Genomic DNA, 19,954 nt, shown 5'->3' on the forward strand with positions numbered 1-19,954 from the left:
TTAATAGCCGCTGCGGAATTTTTCCGCAAGGCAAGCGACGGTGAAAGGACTCTGTCGTTGAGTCGCAGCGCTGTCACTAATAATCAAACTTATTTGTACAAGGGGCGTAAGTGAATAAAGGCGAACTGATTGAACATATTGCCGGTGCCGCAGACCTCTCCAAGGCCGCTGCCGGCCGCGCAGTGGATGCCTTCATCGGCGCGGTGAAGACCACGCTGAAGAAGAACGGCAGCGTGACCCTGGTTGGCTTCGGCACCTTCGCTGTCGGCAAGCGTGCAGCGCGTACCGGCCGCAACCCGCAGACCGGCGCAGCGATCAAGATCAAGGCAGCGAAAGTGCCCAAATTTAAAGCTGGCAAGGCACTCAAAGATGCTATAAAATAACGGACTTCGCCGCTGGTGACAAAGCGGCAAACTGTTAAGGTATCGGGGTGCTTAGCTCAGTTGGTAGAGCGGAGCCCTTACAAGGCTTAGGTCGGGAGTTCGAGCCTCTCAGCACCCACCATCGGCATCGAGCAGTTAAACAGGTTTAGGAGCGGTAGTTCAGTTGGTTAGAATACCGGCCTGTCACGCCGGGGGTCGCGGGTTCGAGCCCCGTCCGCTCCGCCAGTTAAAAAGGGTCTGCGAAAGCAGGCCCTTTTTTCGTTTTACCGTCACAATCCGCCATGAAGACATGCATTTCCGCTATTGTGAAGGCGTGCCGTCTGGTAACGCGTCAGAGGGCTGTTATAGAATAAATCAACATAAAATCAGGAAAGTACGGAGATGCCTCAGGCGCCCGTTTCAAGCAACTGACGGATGTGCGCAGGCGTGGAGCGTTTCCGAAGCAGGGCAATACGAATCGAATCCAAACGTCGATGTGGATCGGAACTGTTGGAGTTTTCTGCATACCGAAAAAGATGCCCGCCTTCAATCAAACCAGACTAGCCACGGCCAGCACGGCCATCTTCTTCTTTCTGGCATTGCTGCTATCGGTTTGCGTGGCCGGTTTTTCGTATCACTCGGTGCGGGATTTCGAAGAGCGCGCGATCTGGGTGCAGCGCACCCACACGGTGCTCAACGTACTGGAAGAAACGCACTCGACGTTGCGTGACACCGTCAGCAGCGCGCGCGGTTATGCTTTGTCCGGCAATGATGAATACCGGGGCAATTTCGAAGCCGGCGTGCGCCGGCTCAATTCCCTGATGCATGAGCTGCGCCAGCTCATGTACGACAATCCGGTCCAATTGCGGAAACTATCGGCCACGGAAGACCTGGTGACGCAGCGCCTGATATTGGCGCGCAAGTTGCTGGAGCAGGCGCCGAAGACGGCGCAGGCGCAACTGCTGGAAGGCAAGGTCTTGAGCGATGAGATCCGCGCCAATTTCCTGGACATGAAGGGGGCGGAAAATGCATTGCTGGCCACGCGCTCGCAAGAGAGCGCCGCCAGCGCCAGGATCACGATTCTGGCGGTGCTCGGCGGCAGTCTTCTCAGCATCGTTTTGCTGGTGGCGGTGTACCGCAAACTCCGGTTTGAGATGGCCAAGCGCGCAGATGCCCAGCAGAAGACCCAGGCTTACACCAACGAGATCGAGGACTTGTATAACAATGCGCCCTGCGGTTATCACGCGGTCGATGAGACTGACAAGAAAATCATCAAGATCAACGACACCGAACTGAAGTGGCTGGGCTACACGCGCGATCAGGTGGTGGGCAAGATGACCCATGCGGAGCTGCTGGCGCCGGAAAGCGCCGAACGGTATATCCGGGAGCTGTTGCCGCAACTGCTGCTCAAGCGGGAACTCATCAGCCAGGATGTGCAGTACCAGCGCGCGGACGGTTCGGTATTCACGGCATTGCTCAACGCTACCGCGATATTGAATCCGGAAACCGGCCACCTGGTCAGCCGTACCGTGATATACGACATCTCGGAGCGCAAGCGCGCCGAGGACGAGATCGAGGCGCTGAACGCCGACCTCAAGCGCCAGGCCTTGCATCTGCATAACGTGAACAGGGAGCTGGAGAGTTTCTCGTATTCGGTATCGCACGACCTGCGCGCGCCGCTGCGCGCCATTTCCGGCTACGCGATGATTCTCGAGGAGGATTACGCCGCGGTGCTGGAAGACAAGGGCCGCGAGCAATTGCAGGTGATCCGCCGCAACGTCAAGAAGATGGACGAGCTGATCAACGACCTGTTGAAGCTGGCCAAGTCGACCACCGGCGACTTGGCGCCGGAACGTTTTTCCATGGAAGAGCTGGTGATGCAAACGGTCGCCGAGCTGCGGCAGGAAAGTCCGCGCGTGACCTTCGACGTGGCCGCCATGGACAGCGTGGTGGCCAATCGCGGGCTGATCGCCCAGGTCTGGGAGAACCTGTTGAGCAATGCGATCAAGTTCAGCGGCAAAAACGAACAGCCTTTGGTGCGCGTGACGGCCGAGGAGGGCGAGGACGAGATTGTCTATGGCGTGCACGACAATGGCGTAGGATTCGACATGCGTTACGCCCACAAACTCTTCGGCACGTTCCAGCGTTTGCACCGCCAGGAAGATTACGCCGGCACCGGCATCGGGCTGGCGCTGGTGCAACGCATCGTGGTGCGCCATGCCGGCCGTGTCTGGGCCGAAAGCACGCCCAAAGATGGTGCCAGCTTCTACTTCTCCCTGCCGAAAAAGGGCCTGCTGCCCAGCATGGGCGAGCAGCCATGAAGCGCCAGGCGCCAGGGTGGCAAGCGACAAGCCCGCTGGATATCGCCCTGTAATTTTTATTGCCCTGTGTTTTTTATCGTCATCCATTTTTGAGAGCCCGGCGCCATGAGCATTCCGCTTCGCGTTTTGTTGGTCGAGGACATGGAAGAAGATGCCGTGCTGATGGTGCGCGAGCTCAAACGCGCGGGCTTCGAGCCGGCCTGGCTGCGGGTGGACGATGAGCCGGCGCTGCTGGCGGCGCTGCGCGATGCGCGCTGGGATATCGTCATCTCCGACTATTCGATGCCGACCTTCAGCGGCGTGGAGGCCCTGAAGATCGTCAAGCACGACAACGAGCAGACGCCGTTCATCATCGTCTCCGGCGTCATCGGCGAGCAGACCGCGGTCGAGGTGATGAAGGCCGGCGCCCAGGATTATTTTTTGAAGAGCGCCATCGCGCGCTTGCCGCATGCGGTGGAGCGCGAGTTGCGCGATGCCCAGGCGCGGCGCAAGCAACGCGCCAGCGCCCAGGCGCTGCGAGAGATGCAGGCGCGTTTCAACGCCTTTATGAATGCGGCGCCGATGCCGACCTGGATCAAGGATGCGCAGTTGCGCTACAGCTATGTCAACCCGGCGCAATCGGCCTTCTTCGGCATGACGCCCGGCGACATGGATGGCTTGACCGATGTTGACCTGATGTCGAGCGGTGCGGCGCAAGCGTCGCAAGAGAACGACCGCAAAGTGTTGCAAGACCGATGCGAATTGCATACGCAGGAAACCGTGTTCGACCACAACCACAATGCCCGCATCCTGGATGTGGTGCGTTTTCCGATCCACGGCGAAGGCAAGGGCGACATGGTGGCCGGGCTGGCGATCGACGTCACCGAGCGCGAGCAGTCCCGGCGCGAGCTGGAGCTGGCCATCCAGCGCCAGCAATTGCTGTCCTCCCGCGTGATCGAAGTGCAGGAGCGCGAACGCCAGCATCTGGCGCGCGGCTTGCACGATGACGTCGGCCAGTCGCTCACGGCCTTGAAGATCACGCTGGAAACCATCAAGAAGAATGGCTCGCTGGAAGGATCGTCGCTGCAAAACGGCATCGACATCGTCACCGCGGTGCTGGCGCAGGTGCGCAGCCTGTCGCTGGACCTGCGCCCGCCGCAGTTGGACAACCTGGGCCTGATCGCGGCCTTGCGTTCCTATGTCGAACAGAAATCCAGGCTGGCCGGCGTCAACGGCTGGTTCGAAAGCAGCGGCCACGATGGCGGGCTGCACCATGACATTGAAAACACCGCTTTTCGCATCGTCCAGGAAGCCGTCACCAACATCCTGCGCCATGCCAAATGCCAGAATATCCGGGTCAAGGTCGACCGCCAGCAGGATCAGCTTTACGTGTGCATACGCGACGACGGCCAGGGCTTCGACACCGAGACGGCGCGCAGCAATGCCATTTCCGGCAGCAGCTTCGGGTTGCTCAATATGGAGGAACGCGCGGTGCTGGTCGGCGGTTCCATGGATATTTCATCGGCGCCAGGCGAAGGGACGGAAATCGTCATGCATTTGCCGGTCGCGCCTGTCGTGAGGAGGATCTGAACATGCAGACACGAATCGTACTTGCCGACGACCATGCGCTGGTGCGCAGCGGCATCAAGGCGTTGCTGGCGGCCATGCCGGGCGTGGAGGTGGTGGGGGAAGCCGCCGATGGCAGCGAGGCGATCGAGATGATCTCCCGCCTGAAGCCCGACCTGGTGGTGCTGGACATCGCCATGAAAGGGATGAACGGCCTGGAGGCGCTGCGCCGCTTGCGCGGCGATTACCCGGCCACGCGGTTCTTGATGCTCTCGATGTACGGCAGCGAGGAATATGTGATGCAGGCATTGAATGCCGGCGCCAACGGCTACCTGTTCAAGGACTCCGCCGCCACCGAACTGGAAAAGGCGCTGCTCGAACTCAGGCACGGCCGGCAATACCTGGACTCGCACATTTCGCGCGAGGCGCTGGACAACTACATGAAGCGCGTGTCGCAGAACGGCGCGCCGGCGGAGGTATTGACGCCGCGGCAGCGCGAGATCCTGCAGCTGATCGCCGAGGGCAACAACACCAAGGAAATCGCCTACCAGCTCAACGTCAGCGCCAAGACCATCGAGACGCATCGCGCGCAACTGATGGAGCGGCTGGATATCCGCGACGTTCCGGGGCTGGTCCGATATGCGATCCGCACCGGCATCGCGACGTCCGACAAATAATCGATCGATGGCAGCGCCATCGGGCAGGATCAATGGAGATCAGGAAAACCCTGATTTCTTTTGAAATCGCCTATGCAATAATCTGCAGAGGGAAAGCTTGAGTTGGCGTCGGAACCGGCGTCTGTACTGGCTTTCAGGCGGATTGCCAATGGTGCGAACGAAGTGGACACGATGGCGTTGCGGAGGGAGCCGCACCGATGAGGGCGCAGGGCAGTGCATGGGATGGCCGGAAGGTGGTCAGATTAATAACAATAGTTCCAGCTTGAAACTTATTGAAGGAAGCGACCCTTATGGATATCGGGCAATATGACATCATCCTCGTCGACGACAGCCAGGAAGTGGCAGAGTTGACGCGCCTTGCCCTGGGCACCCGCAAGCTGGCCGAAAAAATGACCTGGTTCGCCGATGCCGAACTGGCGCAGGATTTCTTTTTTGCGCAGGGCGGACATGCCGGGCGCAAGGAAACGCACCCCTCCCTGATCCTGCTGGATCTCAACCTGCCGCTGATGAGCGGGCATGATTTCCTGAAGATCATTAAGTCCAATGCCGCCACCGCGCACATCCCGGTCGTGATGTTCTCGTCCTCGGAAGACCCGCGCGATATCGACCAGAGCTACCACCTGGGCGCCAACGGCTATGTGGTGAAGTCTGCCGATCCGAAGGAGTTCATGGGAACGGTGGCCGATACCGGCACTTACTGGCTTAACCGCAACCGTCCCGCGCGCGGGAACGAAGGGTCGCCGCCGGGACGTTCGCCTTCCTCCGCTCGGTAAGCCGATAAAAAAGCTGCCTGCGGGGCTAATGCCGTTCAGTTAAGCGCTGAACGGCATTTGTGTTTGTGGAGGTTTGTGGAGTCCAGACTCCGTTCGCCCTGAGTAGCTGCGCAGCAGCGTATCGAAGGGCAGGCAAGACCGTTAAGGCTGGCACGATGACGCGCTGGCTTCGATACGGCCCTGGCGGGCCTACTCAGCCCGAACGGGCTCTGTGATGCGTGGTTCAGAATTAGCCTTAACTGAACGGCATTACTGCCTGCGGGCAGCTTTTTACATCGATCCTCCAATGCGCATTGACGGTGCGCATCCACGATGCATTTATACGATGCATTTATCCAGGGAATTGGCGCAAGCCATCCAGGTCGTTGATGGTGATGCTGCCGTAATCCACTTTCAGCAAACCGGCCTTTTCCAGCACCTGCAACGCCTGGTTGGCGCGCTGGCGCGAGGTGCCGGAGAGGTTGCCGACTTCCTCCTGGGAAATTTGCAGGTTCAGGCCGATGCCGGGATTCAGGTAGGGATTGAACAGCGCCGCCAGGCAGCGCGCTACGCGCGCATCCGGTTCCAGCATGCGGTCGTATTCCACCAGCGAGATGAACAGCGCCAGGCGCTCATTCAACTGCGTCACCAGGAAGCGGTTGAAGGGGATGCTGTTGTCCAGCAGCCAGATGTAGGTGGCTTTGGGCATGTAGAGCAACTCGCTTTCGCGCAGCGCCACCACGTCATACTTGCGCGGTTCGTCCTTGAGCAGGGAGCCTTCGCCCAGCCAGCCGCCGTTGGCCATGCCGGCGAACGAGACGGTCTTGCCTTCCGGCGAGACGCTGCTCATTTTCAGCAAGCCTTCATGCACGCCGATCCAATGCGTCACCGCATCGCCCTTGCGGCAGACATAGCCGCCGGCGGCAATCTTGCGGCTCGATACCTCGGACTCCACCCGGGCCAACTGAGCTTCAGTCAGTGCTTGCGCCCAGATGCTTTTTGCCAGCATGGTTCTGATCGGTGTCTCCATCATGATGCGTCGCAATATCGAAAGTTTGACAATTGTCGGTGAGATGACATCCGCTGGCAACAACTGACTCTACTATCATCCAAAAAAAGAGCATCTAAATACAGGACGGCTGGCACGCAAGACTTGACGGCGGACGCAGTAAGACCGACGTAAGCAAGGCGGCACAGACTGATCCGACACCGGATATTTCCAGCATCCTGGCAATATCCTCCGAGCCTACAAAAAGAAGGTGGGAAGATGGTGGAGACGAAACAAGAGACGGAAACGCCAACGTTTCCGCAGCTGCTGCTTGCGCATGCGCAGGCACGGCCGCAGCGACCGGCCTTCCGCGAGAAGGATCTGGGCATCTGGCAAGCCACGAGCTGGCAGCAGGTGGCCGACGAAGTGCGCGCCTTCGCCTGCGGGCTGGCGGCGCTGGGGTTCAGGCGCGGCATGAGCCTGGCGATCATCGGCAACAATTGCCCGCGCCTGTATTGGGCGATGTCCGCCGCGCAGGTGCTGGGCGGCATGCCGGTACCGCTGTACCAGGATGCGCCGGCCGCCGACATGGCCTATGTGCTGGCCGACGCCAATGTCGACTTCGTCATGGCCGAAGACCAGGAGCAGGTCGACAAGGTCTTCGAGATCAAGGAAAACCTGCCGCGCATCGCGCATGTCATCTACGACGACGAGCGCGGCATGCGCAACTACCATCAGCCGGAACTGCTGTCGTTTGTCCGCGTCCAGGAACTGGGGCGCGCCTACGAGCGCGTGCATCCCGATTTTTTCATGGAGCAGGTCAAGGCCGGCAAGCCCGACGACGTCGCCATCATCCTCTATACCTCCGGCACCACCGGCAAGCCCAAGGGCGTTTGCCATTCGCACCGCGCGATGATCGCCACCGCGCGCACGCTGGTGGAGTTCGACCGCCTCGACCAAGACGATGACATCCTCTGCTACCTGCCGCTGGCCTGGGTCGGCGACTTCCTGTACTCGTTCGCCCAGCAGCATGTGGCGGGCTTCTGCCTGAATTGTCCGGAGTCGCCCAATACCGTGATGAGCGACCTGCGCGAGATCGGCCCGACCTATTACTTCGCGCCGCCGCGCGTCTATGAAAACATCCTGACCCAGGTGATGATCCGCATCGAGGACGCCGGCTGGATCAAGCGCACGATGTTCCACGGTTTCATGCGCGTGGCGCGCCGCGTCGGCATGCGCATCCTCGACAAGAAGCCCGGCGTCTCGCTGGCCGACCGCCTGCAGTATGCGCTGGGTGACCTGCTGGTGTATGGCCCGCTGAAGAATGTGCTGGGCATGTCGAGATTACGTGTGGCCTATACCGGCGGCGAAGCCATCGGCCCCGACCTGTTCGACTTCTACCGCTCGCTGGGCATCAACCTGAAGCAGCTCTACGGCATGACCGAGACTTGCGTCACCATCTGCATGCAGCCCTCGGGCGACGTCAAGCTCGACAGCGTGGGCCGGCCGATGAAAGGCGTGGAGGTGCGCATCGCCGACAACGGCGAAGTGCTGGTGCGCTCGCCCGGCCTGATGAAGGAATATTTCAAGCGCCCCGACGCCACCGCCGAAGCCATCGATGCCGAAGGTTATTTCCATACCGGCGATGCCGGTTTCTTCGACAGCGACGGCCACCTCAAGATCATCGACCGCGCCAAGGATGTCGGCAAGATGGCAAGCGGCAGCATGTTCGCGCCCAAGTACATCGAGAACAAGCTCAAGTTCTTCCCCTTCATCAAGGAGGCCGTCACCTTCGGCAACGAACGCGACAAGTGCATGGCCTTCATCAACATCGACATGGATGCGGTGGGCAACTGGGCCGAGCGGCGCAACCTGCCGTACAGCGGCTATACCGACCTGGCAGCCAATCCCGCCGTCTACGAGCTGGTGCGCGAATGCGTGGAAAAGGTCAACGCCGATCTCGTCGCCGATCCGTTGCTGGCCGACTCGCAGGTGCACCGCTTCCTGATCCTGCACAAGGAGCTCGACCCCGACGATGAGGAATTGACCCGCACCCGCAAGGTGCGGCGCGGCTTCATCGCCGACAAGTATGGGGTGCTGATCGAGGCGTTGTATGACGGCCGTGCGTCGCAATACATCGAGACGCAGGTGAAGTTCGAGGACGGCCGGCAGGGCATGATCGCAGCCGACCTGAAGATCGCCGAAGCGAAAACCTTCGCGGTGCTGGGACGCGCGGCCTGAACGGCGCGCCGACGCATCATGCAGCCACACGAACCGGGCCGGTCGGTCCGGCCGAACCCAAGCGTATCCTGACCTATCGATGAATACGATCATGAAACGACACATGACTGCAGAAATCCTCCCATCCGGGCTGCCGCCCGTATTGACTCCGGATGCGCCGGCCGAAGGCACGGCCGCCAACGGCCGCCAGATCGGCGGCGTGATCCTCGACTTGCAGAATATTTCGCTGTCCTTCGGCGGCGTCAAGGCGCTGACCGACATCTCCTTCAATGTGCGCGAGCACGAGATCCGCGCCATCATCGGCCCCAATGGCGCCGGCAAGAGTTCGATGATCAACGTCATCAACGGCGTCTACCATCCACAAAAGGGCAACATCGTCTACCGCGGCCAGCAGCGGCGCGGCATGCGTCCGAGCACGATCGCGCGCCAGGGCATCGCGCGCACCTTCCAGAACATCGCGCTGTTCAAGGGCATGACCGTGCTCGACAACATCATGACCGGACGCAACACCAAGATGCGCTCCGGCCTGCTGTCGAACGCGCTGTGGTGGGGCGCCGCCCGCAACGAGGAAATCGAACACCGGCGCAAGGTGGAGGAGGTGATCGACTTCCTCGAGATCCAGCATATCCGCAAGACGCCGGTGGGACGCTTGCCCTACGGCCTGCAAAAGCGTGTGGAGCTGGCGCGCGCGCTGGCGGCCGAGCCCGGCATGCTGCTGCTGGACGAACCGATGGCCGGCATGAACGTGGAAGAGAAGCAGGACATGTGTCGCTTCATCCTCGACGTCAACGACCAGTTCGGCACCACCATCGTGCTGATCGAGCACGACATGGGGGTGGTGATGGATATCTCCGACCGCGTGGTGGTGCTGGACTACGGCAAGAAGATCGGCGACGGCACGCCCGACGAGGTGATGAACAATCCGGAAGTGATCAAGGCCTATCTCGGCACCTCGCATTGAGCGCGCCGGAGATAACAACAGAAGGCGAGCGGGAGACGACATGCAATTCTTTTTCGAAGTGACGCTGAGCGGCTTGCTCTCGGGCCTCATGTATTCGCTGGTGGCGCTGGGCTTCGTGCTGATCTACAAGGCCTCCGGCGTGTTCAATTTCGCCCAGGGCGCGATGGTGTATTTCGCGGCGCTGGCGGTGGTGGGGCTGATGGACAAGGGCATGCCGATGTGGGCGGCGGTGATCGGCGCTTTCGTCGTCATGATCCTGGTCGGCCTGGCGACCGAGCGCTTCGTGCTGCGCAAGCTGGTCAACCAGCCGCCGATCACCCTGTTCATGGCCACCATCGGCCTGACCTTCTTCCTCGAGGGCTTGGGGCCCTTGTTGTTCGGCAACGAAGTGCGCCCGATCGACCTGGGCATCGTCGACGAACCCATCATGTCGGTGATGGACAGCATCGGCATCGGCATTTCCAAGTTCGACCTGTTCGCTTCCGGCATGGTGCTGGCGCTGGTGGCGGTGCTGGCCCTGTTTTTCCAGAAGACCAAGGTCGGCCGCGCGCTGCGCGCCGTGGCCGACGACCACCAGGCGGCATTGTCGCTGGGCATCCCGCTGCAGCACATCTGGGCGGTGGTATGGGGCGTGGCCGGTTTCGTCGCGCTGGTGGCGGGGCTGCTCTGGGGCTCGCGCAACGGGGTGCAGTTCGCGCTCACCATGACCGCGTTGAAGGCGCTGCCGGTGCTGATCCTGGGCGGATTCACCTCGATTCCCGGCGCCATCGTCGGCGGCCTGATCATCGGCGCCTCCGAGAAGCTGGCCGAGATCTATATCCCGCCGGTCATGCAGGACGCCTTCGGCGGCAATTTCGGCGGCATCGAAGGCTGGTTCCCTTATGTGTTCGCGCTGCTGTTCCTGCTGGTGCGGCCGGAGGGATTGTTCGGCGAACGGCATATTGACCGGGTGTGAGGAAAAGGACGGACGCGACACGGCGCCGTTCGCCCTGAGTAGGCCGCAGGCCGTATCGAAGGGCAGTTTCGGAGCGGGACGAAAACACATGTGCGCTGGCTTCGATACGCCGCCGATGGCGGCTACTCAGCCCGAACGGGAAGAGATGAAGCGCAGTGGGCAAGGCATAGGAGAAAAGCATGCTGTACCGTGAAGCAGGACAATTCAAGACAAGCTACATCGCCGACAGCCAGATCTTCCCGATCCGGCAGGATCGTATCGTTTTCGCGCTGTTCATGGCGGTGGCCTTCGTCGCCGTCCCTTTGGTCGGCACCGAGTACTGGTTTTCGGCGATCCTGATCCCGTTCCTGGTGTTCGCGCTGGCCGCGCTCGGGTTGAACGTCCTGACCGGCTATGCCGGCCAGTTGTCGCTCGGCTCGGCCGCCTTCATGGCGGTGGGCGCGTATGCCGCCTACAACTTCCAACTGCGGGTGGAGGGCATTCCCATCCTGCTGAGCTTCATCCTGGCCGGCGGCTGCGCGGCCTTGGTGGGCGTGCTGTTCGGCTTGCCTTCATTGCGCATCAAGGGCTTTTACCTGGCGGTGGCGACGCTGGCGGCGCAGTTCTTCGTGGTGTGGGCGCTGACCAAGTTCGCCTGGTTCTCCAACAACAGCTCCTCGGGCGTGATCAGCGCGCCCAAGATCGACCTGTTCGGCATCGACATCAATACGCCGGTCAAGAAATACCTGTTCGTGCTGGCCATCGTCTGCGTCATGGCGCTGGTGGCCAAGAACCTGGTGCGCTCTTCCACCGGCCGCGCCTGGATGGCGGTGCGCGACATGGACGTGGCGGCCGAGGTGATCGGCATTCCGCTGATGCGCACCAAGCTGACCGCCTTCGCCGTCAGTTCCTTTTACTGCGGCGTGGCCGGCGCGCTCTATGCGTTCTGCTACCTGGGTTCGGTGGAGCCGGACGGCTTTTCGCTGGACCTGTCGTTCCGCATCCTGTTCATGATCATCATCGGCGGCGTCGGCAGCATTCTCGGCTCTTTCCTGGGTTCGGCCTTCATCCTGCTGCTGCCGATCTTCCTCGACAACGTCTTGCCGCCGCTGGCCGCCTTGCTGCATCTGCCGTTCACCAACGCCACCGTGTCGCATATCCAGCTGATGGTGTTCGGCGCGCTGATCATCTTCTTCCTGATCGTCGAGCCGCACGGGCTGGCGCGGCTGTGGCAGATCGCCAAGGAAAAGCTGCGATTGTGGCCGTTCCCGCATTGACGGGCGGCGCAAGAAGGTGCATGAGTTGGAAGGGCCGGCTCACCGGCGCATAAGTCGGAAACGACAACACAAGAGGAGACGAGACCATGAAGAGCATGAAACACCTGATGCTGGCAGCGGCAACCGCCGCCGGCCTGCTGTCCACGGCGCTGCCGGCCGCGGCGCAGGCCAACGACCAGTTCATCGCCATTCCCAGCTACCGCGTGGGGCCGTATGGCACCAACGGCCAGTCCTACTACGGGGGCTATGTCGATTACCTCAATTACGTGAACATGAAGGACGGCGGCATCAACGGCGTCAAGCTGTCGTGGGAAGAATGCGAGACCGAATACAACAACGCCAAGGGCGTGGAGTGCTACGAGCGCATGAAGAACAAGAACCCGGTAACCAAGGGCACCGCGATCAATCCGATGGCGACCGGCATTTCCTACGCGCTGATCGACAAGACCGCCGAAGACAAGGTGCCGCTCTTGATGATCGGCTACGGCCGCACCGATGCGGTGGACGGCTCGGTGTTTCCGTATGCCTTTCCGCTGGTGACCACTTACCAGATGCAGGTCTCGGCCATCGTCAAGTTCCTGGCCGGCAAGAACGGCGGCTCGCTGGCCGGCAAGAAGATCGTGTTCCTGTACCACGACTCGGCCTACGGCAAGGAGCCGATCGTGGCGCTGCAGGCCGAGTCCAGCATCGGCAAGTTCAAGCTGATCGAGATTCCGGTGGCGCATCCCGGCAACGAGCAGGGCGCGCAATGGCTGCGCATCCGCCAGGAGAACCCGGACTACGTGATCTTCTGGGGCTGGGGCGTGATGAACCAGACCGCGCTGAAGGCGGCGCAGAAGGTCGGCTATGCGCGCGACAAGATCATCGGCTCATGGTGGGCCGGTTCCGAGGAAGACACGATCCCCGCGGGTGACGCCGCCAAGGGCTACATGAGCGCGACCTGGAACGTGGCCGGCAAGAACGTGCCGGTGATCGCCGACATCGACAAGGTGGTCTACGGCGCCGGCCGCGGCAACATGCAGGACAAGAACAAGGTCGGCTCGATCCTCTACAACCGCGGCGTCTCGGCTGCCATCGCCACGGTGGAGGCGGTGCGCACCGCGCAGGACAAGTTCGGCAAAGGCAAGGTCATGAGCGGCGAGCAGGTGCGCTGGGGCCTGGAGAACCTGAACATCACCAATGCCCGCCTGCAGCAACTGGGCGCGACCGGCCTGCTGCCGGAGATCAAGACCTCGTGCGACAACCATGAAGGTTCCGGCAAGGTCAAGATCCAGCAGTGGGACGGCAGCAAGTGGGTGCTGGTGTCGGACTGGATCGAAGGCAACAAGAACCTGATCCACCCGTTGTTCAAGGCTTCCGCCGCCAAATACGCAAAAGAAAAAGGCATGACTCCAGCCTGCATGAAGTAGGCGCTTGCGCCGGCGGCCTTGCACGTCTCCCATCCGTCGCCGGCGCTTTTTTGAATTGCGAACGAACATATGAGTACTGCGCTCTCGATCAACAACATCGAAGTCATCTACGACCACGTGATCCTGGTCTTGAAAGGCGTCTCGCTGGACGTCCCGGACGGCAAGATCGTGGCGCTCTTGGGCGCCAACGGCGCCGGCAAGAGCACTACGCTCAAGGCCATCTCCAACCTGCTGCGCGCCGAGCGCGGCGACGTCACCAAGGGCAGCATCGAATTCCGCGGCGAGCGGGTCGACCGCATGACGCCCAACGACCTGGTCAAGCGCGGCGTGATCCAGGTGATGGAGGGGCGGCACTGCTTCGGCCACCTGACGGTGGAGGAAAACCTGCTGACCGGCGCCTACACGCGCGGCATCAGCAACGGCGAAGTGAAACAGGAGCTGGAAAAGATCTACGACTATTTCCCGCGCCTGAAGGTCAGGCGCAAGTCGCAGTCGGGCTATACCTCGGGCGGCGAGCAGCAGATGACGGCGATCGGCCGCGCCATGATGGCCAAGCCGTCGATGATCCTGCTGGACGAACCGTCGATGGGCCTGGCGCCGCAGATCGTGGAAGAGATCTTCGAGATCGTCAGGGACCTCAACACCAGGGAAAAAGTCTCGTTCCTGCTGGCCGAGCAGAACACCATGGTGGCGCTGCGCTACGCCGATTTCGGCTACATCCTGGAAAACGGCCGGGTGGTGATGGAAGGCGCGGCCGGGGAGCTGTCGGATAACGAAGACGTCAAGGAGTTCTACCTCGGCGTGTCGTCGGGCGGGCGCAAGAATTTCCGCGACATGAAGTTCTATCGCCGCCGCAAGCGCTGGCTCGCTTGAGATCGGGAGGCGACATGGCAGACAGCAGGCAAGCCCTCGCGGAACTGGATGCGCTGGAGCGGCGCGACCCGCAGCAGCGTGAAGAACAATTGCTGCGGCGCCTGCCGCAGTTGCTGGCGCGCGCGCAGGCGGCGCCGGGCTGGGCGCGCATCCTGGGCGGTATCGATGCGGCGGCGATAGGCACACGCGCGGAGCTTGCGCAATTGCCGGTCACGCGCAAGTCCGACCTGAAGGAGCTGCAGGCGCGCGAGGCGCCGTTCGGCGGCCTCAACAGTACGCCGGTACGGCAATTGCGGCGGCTGTTCGTGTCGCCCGGGCCGATCTTCGATCCGGAAGGGCATTGCGTCGACTGGTGGCGTTTCGCCAGCCCGATGAAGGCGCTGGGGCTGGAAACCGGCCATATCGTGCAGAACTGCTTCGCCTACCATTTCACGCCGGCTGCCTTCATGGTCGAAGGCGCCGCCGCCAAGCTGGGCTGCGCGGTGATCCCGGCGGGCATCGGCCAGACCGAGTTGCAGGTCAACGCGATGGCGGCCCTGAAACCGGATGCCTATGTCGGCACGCCGTCCTTCCTCAAGATCATCATCGAGAAGGCGCAGGAGATGCATGCCGACATCGGCAGCGTGCGGCGTGCGCTGGTCAGTGCGGAAGCATTGCCGCCGTCGCTGCGGAGCTGGTTCCATGAACATGGCGTGCCGCATGTGCTGCAACTGTACGCCTCGGCCGACATCGGCAACATCGCCTATGAAACCATGAGCGAAGGCGCGGTCAATCCCGGCATGGTGCTGGATGAAGAGCTGATCCTGGAGATCGTGCGCCCCGGCACCGGCGACCCGGTCGCCGCCGGCGAAGTGGGCGAGGTGGTGGTGACCTCGTTCAACCCGGATTATCCGCTGCTGCGTTTCGGCACCGGCGACCTGTCGGCGGTGCTGCCGGGCGCTTCGCCTTGCGGGCGCACCAATACCCGCATCAAGGGCTGGATGGGGCGCGCCGACCAGACCACCAAGGTGCGCGGCATGTTCGTGCATCCGTCCCAGGTGGCCGACGTGCTGCGCCGCCATGGCGATGTGCTCAAGGCGCGGCTGGTGGTGAGCGGCGAGATGGCCAACGACATCATGACCTTGCATTGCGAGGTCGGCGACCCGCAAGATCCCGCCGTCGATGCGGCGGCCGTGGCCGGCAGCCTGCGCGAGCTGACCAAGCTGCGCGGCGAGGTGATGTTCGTGGCGCCGGGCAGCCTGCCCAACGATGGCAAGGTGATCGAGGACGCGCGCAAGTACGAATGAGCGAAGCGCAACGAGATCGGCCGCCGTTACGTCTTGTGCGGCGGTCGGTTCCCGCATAGAATCTTTCGTGGAATATTTGTTCCAACGTCGCTCGGACGGTTCCGGGCGCTAACGTGAAAGTCCAACATGACGCAATCCGCAGATCCGCGCGAGCCTTCGCGCACGCCTGACGTTTCTTCTTCCGCTTCTCTTTCTTCGCCTGTTCCCGACGCCAACGCCATCCCGGTCAGCTTCCCGCGCATCGACCGCCTGCCGCCCTACGTCTTCAACATCACCGCCGAACTGAAAATGGCCGCGCGTCGCCGCGGCGAGGACATCATCGACATGTCGATGGGCAATCCGGATGGCCCTACGCCGCCGCATATCGTGGCCAAGCTGGTGGAAGTCGCGCAGCGGCCCGATACGCACGGCTATTCCTCGTCCAAGGGCATTCCGCGGCTGCGCCGCGCGATCGCGCACTGGTACAAGTCGCGCTATGCGGTGGACTTCGATCCGGACAGCGAGGCCATCGTCACCATCGGTTCCAAGGAAGGCCTGGCGCACCTGATGCTGGCCACGCTGGACAAGGGCGATACCGTGCTGGTGCCCAATCCCAGTTACCCGATCCACATCTACGGCGCGGTCATCGCCGGCGCCAGCATCCGCTCGGTGCGCATGAGCCCGAGCGTGGATTTCTTCGCCGAACTGGAACGCGCGGTGCGCGAAAGCTACCCCAAGCCCAAGATGATGATCTTGGGATTCCCTTCCAACCCCACTGCGCAATGCGTCGAACTGGAGTTCTTCGAGCGCGTGGTGAAGCTGGCGCGCGAGCACAACATCCTGGTGGTGCACGACCTGGCCTACGCCGACATCACCTTCGACGGCTGGCAAGCGCCGTCCATCATGCAGGTGCCCGGCGCGCGCGATGTCGCGGTGGAATTCTTCACGCTCTCCAAGAGCTACAACATGGCCGGCTGGCGGATCGGTTTCATGGTCGGCAACCAGAAACTGGTGGCGGCGCTGGCGCGCATCAAGAGCTACCACGACTACGGCAGCTTCACGCCGGTACAGGTAGCGGCGATCGCCGCGTTGGAAGGCGACCAGTCCTGCGTCGAGGAGATCCGCGCCAATTACGAAAAACGCCGCAACGTGCTGGTCAAGGGCCTGCACGAAGCCGGCTGGATGGTCGACGTGCCCAAGGCCTCGATGTATATCTGGGCGCGCATTCCCGAGCCTTACCGCGCTTTGGGTTCGCTCGAATTTGCCAAGATATTGCTGGAGCAGGCCAAGGTCTGCGTGTCGCCGGGTATCGGCTTCGGCGAATATGGCGACGAGTACGTGCGCTTTGCGCTGATCGAGAACGAGTCCCGCATCCGCCAGGCGGTACGGGGCATCAAGCTCATGTTCAAGGCCGTCCGGGGAAATTGAAGGGTGCTGCCGGCGTATGCGCCGGGAGAGAATGGTGATATTGTTTGACGGCAATGCGATGTGCGGTTCTTCCGGAACGCGTGTCGCATTTGCCGGTCTGAACCACGTCATCTTCCGTTTCACACATCATCATGAAAAAGATAATACTCGCCGCCGTATTCGCCGCCGTTTCCGTGGGGGCCATCCTGCCTGTGGCGCAAGCCCAGGTTTCCGTCAATATCAATATCGGCCCGCCGCCGCTGCGCGCCGAACCGTTGCCGCCGCCGCGCCACGGTTACGTCTGGGCGCCCGGCTATTGGGATTGGAATGGCCATGACCATGTCTGGCGCCAAGGTCGCTGGATGCGCGAGCGTTCCGGTTATGCCTATGCGCCGCCGGTCTGGCGCCAGGGCCCGCGCGGATGGGAGCTGGATCGAGGCGGCTGGCGCGGCAACCCGCATCGCCGCGACGATGACCGGGGCGACGACCGCCGGCGCGGCCGCGGCGATGACCGCGACCATTGCCCTCCGGGGCATGCGAAAAAGGGCGAGTGCTGATTAGGGCCTGTTAACACTTAATTTACGAGTGCGAGTGTCCAGCAAGCGTTGTCTGCCTGGGCGTGGCGACGCGTCGTAGTGGTGCTACGGCAAGGAGCCACAACAACGGCAGGCGACGCTTGCTGGCTGCCAGCAAGAACGGCCGCGACGTGCAACACGTCGCGGCCGTTTTTCATTGTCTTGCGGGTTTCCGGGCGCCGCCGCTTCAGACCCGATCCATCAGCGCCGATACCGCAAACGAGACGATGCCGGCGGTGATGCACCATACCGCGAGGCGGTACTGCGGAATGAATTTGATCACGAAGGGCAGCAGAAAATACAGCGCGACGGCAATCAGGATGCTGGTGATGAGTCTTTTCATTGTCATGGCGATGTTGGTTGAACGCTGGTCGCTATGATAGTGCGATTTTGCCAGGTGGTGGCGCTGGCGTACGCCGGCCGGCCTTGCCGCGCCTAGCGGGCCGGCTGCGCGGGCGCGGCAGGCGCCATGGGCGTTTCCGTTCCCGGCGGCAGATTGCTGTCGGCCGCGTCGTCGGCCGGGCGTTGGCCGCCGTGGCGATTGAAGAATTCGACGATGATGCGCGACGCATCCAGGTTCTGCGAAGCCTTGCCGCCATTGGGCATGGGCGCGGTGCCGCCCGGCCAGTTATGGCCGCCGCCCTTGATCTCATAGAGCACCACTGCCTGCGGGTCGTTCTTGCTGTGGTAGGTGTATTGGCGCACCGAGGTGCCATCGCCTGCGGTGTCGGGGATGTCGTTCACCTCTGGCTTGGGATCGGCGCCGTTGGCCTTGACCCAGGCGTCGATGGTGTTGGCGACCGACAGGCGCGGCACCTGGGTCGCCTCCTTGGGGCCGACCCCGCCCAGGAACGGGATGAACGGATCGTCGCTGCCATGGATGTGCAGCACCGGCACGCCGGCCTTGACCGTCTCGGGCGGCACGTCCAGGACCGCGCTGACCACCGCCACGCCCTTGAACAGCCCAGGCGCTTCGGCCGCCAGGCGGTAGGCCAGCATGCCGCCGTTGGACAAGCCCGCGACATACACCCGGCTGCGGTCGGCCAGGCCCTCGGACACCAGCTTGTCGATCAGGGCGCGGATGAAGGCGACGTCATCCACCTTGTGCATTTGCGCGTAGCCGCAGCAACCGCCGGAATTCCAGGTGCGGGCATCGATGGTCAGGCCGGTGCCGTTGGGATAGGCCACCATGTAGCCGGCCGCCTCGGCGATTTCGGTCAGGCCGGTGTTGCGCGCCAGCAGGGAACCGCTGGAGCCGCTGCCGTGCAGGGCGATGATCAGCGGTTGCGGCACGCCCCGGCCGCCGCGTTCGGAAAAATAGGCGCGCGCCAGGTTGCCCACGCGCATCGACTTGAGCGACAGGTCGACCGCTTGCGCCGCCGGGCTGATGAGGAAAAGGCACAGTCCGGACAGTAAACAAGTCCGGCAGAAAGCGAGAAGGGGAAGTCGGATCGTCATGGGCAAGCGTTCAGAGCATGGCTATCACAAGGCGTTGACGCCATGTTAACGCGTCGATCCGAATGCACAAAGGGGATTTACACCCTCGTTGAATCGTTGAGCGAGGCTCCCCGTCGCCGTTTCCTGCCGCAGCTGCCGCAGACGGGCAGCGCCGCCTGCAACACGGGAAACGGCGCGGGCGCGGCAGCTGGCGGCTATTAGCCGCGGGCCGGGATGTTCAGGCCCTTGACCACGGCCGGGCGCGCCACGAAGGCTTCCAGCGCGCGCGCCACATTGGGGAAGTCCTTGAAACCGACCAGTTCGCCGGCTTCATAGAAGCCGATCAGGTTGCGGATCCACGGGAAGGTGGCGATGTCGGCGATGCTGTATTCGTCGCCGGCCAGCCACTTGCTCTCGGCCAGGCGCTTGTCCATCACCCCCAGCAGGCGCCTGGATTCGTTGACGTAGCGCTCGCGCGGGCGCTTGTCTTCGTATTCCTTGCCGGCGAAGCGGTGGAAGAAGCCGAGCTGGCCGAACATCGGGCCGACGCCGCCCATCTGGAACATGACCCATTGGATCACCTGGTAGCGCGCGGCCGGATCGGCCGGGATGAACTTGCCGGTCTTTTCGGCCAGGTACAACAGGATGGCGCCCGACTCGAACAACGGCAGCGGTTTGCCGCCGGGGCCGTCGGGGTCGATGATGGCGGGGATCTTGTTGTTCGGGTTCAGCGACAGGAACTCCGGCGACATCTGGTCGTTGGTCTCGAAGCTGACCAGGTGCGGCTCGTACGGCAGGCCGGTCTCTTCCAGCATGATCGACACCTTCACGCCGTTGGGCGTGGGCAGCGAATACAGCTGGATGCGGTCGGGGTGCTGGGCCGGCCATTTGTTGTTGATGGCGAAGTTCGACAATGCGTTCATTATGGTA

18 protein-coding genes and 2 tRNA genes are annotated in these 19,954 nt (G+C 62.3%); 16 read left to right on the forward strand and 4 right to left on the reverse strand.

The genetic code is table 11. The annotated features are described in order from the left end of the window. The first annotated feature begins 110 nt into the window (after positions 1-110). The 7 genes from AC07N6_RS06375 to AC07N6_RS06405 all read left to right on the forward strand — a co-directional run bounded on the left by AC07N6_RS06375 (position 111) and on the right by AC07N6_RS06405 (position 5,678). Entirely contained in the window at positions 111-383 is a 273-nt protein-coding gene (locus tag AC07N6_RS06375; protein ID WP_494779474.1) for an HU family DNA-binding protein, read from the forward strand. A gap of 45 nt (positions 384-428) precedes the next feature. Next, positions 429-504, forward strand: a tRNA-Val gene (locus AC07N6_RS06380). A 27-nt stretch (positions 505-531) separates the two neighbouring features. Beyond that, a tRNA-Asp gene (locus AC07N6_RS06385) sits at positions 532-608 on the forward strand. Between the two features lie 290 nt (positions 609-898). Further along, positions 899-2,683, forward strand: coding sequence for a sensor histidine kinase (locus AC07N6_RS06390; RefSeq protein WP_494779475.1), 1,785 nt, complete (start codon positions 899-901; stop codon positions 2,681-2,683). Between the two features lie 105 nt (positions 2,684-2,788). Further along, entirely contained in the window at positions 2,789-4,252 is a 1,464-nt protein-coding gene (locus AC07N6_RS06395) for a hybrid sensor histidine kinase/response regulator (RefSeq protein WP_494779476.1), read from the forward strand. 2 nt (positions 4,253-4,254) lie between these two features. Further along, positions 4,255-4,905, forward strand: a complete 651-nt coding sequence (locus AC07N6_RS06400; RefSeq protein ID WP_494779477.1) for a response regulator — start codon at positions 4,255-4,257, stop codon at positions 4,903-4,905. A 290-nt stretch (positions 4,906-5,195) separates the two neighbouring features. Next, on the forward strand, positions 5,196-5,678 hold the full coding sequence (locus AC07N6_RS06405) for a response regulator (RefSeq protein WP_494779478.1): 483 nt from the start codon (positions 5,196-5,198) through the stop codon (positions 5,676-5,678). Between the two features lie 331 nt (positions 5,679-6,009). Here the strand turns inward: AC07N6_RS06405 and AC07N6_RS06410 are convergent, their stop codons facing one another. Next, positions 6,010-6,666, reverse strand: coding sequence for a Crp/Fnr family transcriptional regulator (locus AC07N6_RS06410; protein WP_494779479.1), 657 nt, complete (start codon positions 6,664-6,666; stop codon positions 6,010-6,012). A gap of 258 nt (positions 6,667-6,924) precedes the next feature. Between AC07N6_RS06410 and AC07N6_RS06415 the strand changes: the two genes are divergently transcribed. The 9 genes from AC07N6_RS06415 (at position 6,925) to AC07N6_RS06455 (ending at position 17,569) form a co-directional block, all read left to right on the forward strand. Further along, a complete protein-coding gene (locus tag AC07N6_RS06415; RefSeq protein ID WP_494779480.1) occupies positions 6,925-8,886 on the forward strand; it encodes an AMP-dependent synthetase/ligase in 1,962 nt (653 codons plus the stop codon). Between the two features lie 79 nt (positions 8,887-8,965). Further along, complete coding sequence (locus tag AC07N6_RS06420; protein ID WP_494779481.1) at positions 8,966-9,847, forward strand: ABC transporter ATP-binding protein; 882 nt, start codon at positions 8,966-8,968, stop codon at positions 9,845-9,847. Positions 9,848-9,887: 40 nt separating this feature from the next. Next, positions 9,888-10,802 carry a branched-chain amino acid ABC transporter permease gene (locus AC07N6_RS06425; protein ID WP_494779482.1) on the forward strand — a complete coding sequence of 305 codons (915 nt, stop codon included), beginning with the start codon at positions 9,888-9,890 and terminating at the stop codon, positions 10,800-10,802. A gap of 179 nt (positions 10,803-10,981) precedes the next feature. Continuing rightward, positions 10,982-12,058 (forward strand): branched-chain amino acid ABC transporter permease, encoded by a 1,077-nt coding sequence (locus AC07N6_RS06430; protein WP_494779483.1) that lies wholly within the window; start codon positions 10,982-10,984, stop codon positions 12,056-12,058. Between the two features lie 86 nt (positions 12,059-12,144). After that, positions 12,145-13,467 carry an ABC transporter substrate-binding protein gene (locus AC07N6_RS06435; protein WP_494779484.1) on the forward strand — a complete coding sequence of 441 codons (1,323 nt, stop codon included), beginning with the start codon at positions 12,145-12,147 and terminating at the stop codon, positions 13,465-13,467. A 69-nt stretch (positions 13,468-13,536) separates the two neighbouring features. Continuing rightward, the gene (locus AC07N6_RS06440) at positions 13,537-14,340 is read left to right on the forward strand and encodes an ABC transporter ATP-binding protein (RefSeq protein WP_494779485.1); all 804 of its coding nucleotides are present in this window, start codon (positions 13,537-13,539) and stop codon (positions 14,338-14,340) included. A 14-nt stretch (positions 14,341-14,354) separates the two neighbouring features. Then, complete coding sequence (locus tag AC07N6_RS06445; RefSeq protein ID WP_494779486.1) at positions 14,355-15,626, forward strand: phenylacetate--CoA ligase family protein; 1,272 nt, start codon at positions 14,355-14,357, stop codon at positions 15,624-15,626. Between the two features lie 126 nt (positions 15,627-15,752). Next, the gene (gene alaC, locus AC07N6_RS06450; RefSeq protein ID WP_494779487.1) at positions 15,753-17,033 is read left to right on the forward strand and encodes an alanine transaminase; all 1,281 of its coding nucleotides are present in this window, start codon (positions 15,753-15,755) and stop codon (positions 17,031-17,033) included. A 131-nt stretch (positions 17,034-17,164) separates the two neighbouring features. Further along, positions 17,165-17,569: a YXWGXW repeat-containing protein gene (locus AC07N6_RS06455; protein ID WP_494779488.1), complete on the forward strand. Its 405-nt coding sequence runs from the start codon at positions 17,165-17,167 to the stop codon at positions 17,567-17,569. 205 nt (positions 17,570-17,774) lie between these two features. Here AC07N6_RS06455 and AC07N6_RS06460 read toward each other — a convergent pair whose 3' ends face one another. The 3 genes from AC07N6_RS06460 to AC07N6_RS06470 form a co-directional block, all read right to left on the reverse strand. Then, the gene (locus tag AC07N6_RS06460; RefSeq protein WP_494779489.1) at positions 17,775-17,930 is read right to left on the reverse strand and encodes a hypothetical protein; all 156 of its coding nucleotides are present in this window, start codon (positions 17,928-17,930) and stop codon (positions 17,775-17,777) included. Between the two features lie 92 nt (positions 17,931-18,022). Then, positions 18,023-19,045, reverse strand: a complete 1,023-nt coding sequence (locus AC07N6_RS06465) for a CE1 family esterase (RefSeq protein ID WP_494779490.1) — start codon at positions 19,043-19,045, stop codon at positions 18,023-18,025. A gap of 197 nt (positions 19,046-19,242) precedes the next feature. Beyond that, the gene (locus AC07N6_RS06470; RefSeq protein WP_494779491.1) at positions 19,243-19,947 is read right to left on the reverse strand and encodes a glutathione S-transferase N-terminal domain-containing protein; all 705 of its coding nucleotides are present in this window, start codon (positions 19,945-19,947) and stop codon (positions 19,243-19,245) included. Between the last annotated feature and the right edge of the window lie 7 nt (positions 19,948-19,954).

This window comes from Herbaspirillum sp. GW821-FHT09A12 (assembly GCF_059418325.1).

Coding starts and splice junctions, on each gene's coding strand:
- AC07N6_RS06390 (WP_494779475.1), top strand. CDS start 899: ATGCCCGCCTTCAATCAAACCAGACTAGCCACGGCCAGCACGGCCATC.
- AC07N6_RS06395 (WP_494779476.1), top strand. CDS start 2,789: ATGAGCATTCCGCTTCGCGTTTTGTTGGTCGAGGACATGGAAGAAGAT.
- AC07N6_RS06400 (WP_494779477.1), top strand. CDS start 4,255: ATGCAGACACGAATCGTACTTGCCGACGACCATGCGCTGGTGCGCAGC.
- AC07N6_RS06405 (WP_494779478.1), top strand. CDS start 5,196: ATGGATATCGGGCAATATGACATCATCCTCGTCGACGACAGCCAGGAA.
- AC07N6_RS06410 (WP_494779479.1), bottom strand. CDS start 6,666: ATGCTGGCAAAAAGCATCTGGGCGCAAGCACTGACTGAAGCTCAGTTG.
- AC07N6_RS06415 (WP_494779480.1), top strand. CDS start 6,925: ATGGTGGAGACGAAACAAGAGACGGAAACGCCAACGTTTCCGCAGCTG.
- AC07N6_RS06420 (WP_494779481.1), top strand. CDS start 8,966: ATGAATACGATCATGAAACGACACATGACTGCAGAAATCCTCCCATCC.
- AC07N6_RS06425 (WP_494779482.1), top strand. CDS start 9,888: ATGCAATTCTTTTTCGAAGTGACGCTGAGCGGCTTGCTCTCGGGCCTC.
- AC07N6_RS06430 (WP_494779483.1), top strand. CDS start 10,982: ATGCTGTACCGTGAAGCAGGACAATTCAAGACAAGCTACATCGCCGAC.
- AC07N6_RS06435 (WP_494779484.1), top strand. CDS start 12,145: ATGAAGAGCATGAAACACCTGATGCTGGCAGCGGCAACCGCCGCCGGC.
- AC07N6_RS06440 (WP_494779485.1), top strand. CDS start 13,537: ATGAGTACTGCGCTCTCGATCAACAACATCGAAGTCATCTACGACCAC.
- AC07N6_RS06445 (WP_494779486.1), top strand. CDS start 14,355: ATGGCAGACAGCAGGCAAGCCCTCGCGGAACTGGATGCGCTGGAGCGG.
- alaC (WP_494779487.1), top strand. CDS start 15,753: ATGACGCAATCCGCAGATCCGCGCGAGCCTTCGCGCACGCCTGACGTT.
- AC07N6_RS06455 (WP_494779488.1), top strand. CDS start 17,165: ATGAAAAAGATAATACTCGCCGCCGTATTCGCCGCCGTTTCCGTGGGG.
- AC07N6_RS06460 (WP_494779489.1), bottom strand. CDS start 17,930: ATGAAAAGACTCATCACCAGCATCCTGATTGCCGTCGCGCTGTATTTT.
- AC07N6_RS06465 (WP_494779490.1), bottom strand. CDS start 19,045: ATGACGATCCGACTTCCCCTTCTCGCTTTCTGCCGGACTTGTTTACTG.
- AC07N6_RS06470 (WP_494779491.1), bottom strand. CDS start 19,947: ATGAACGCATTGTCGAACTTCGCCATCAACAACAAATGGCCGGCCCAG.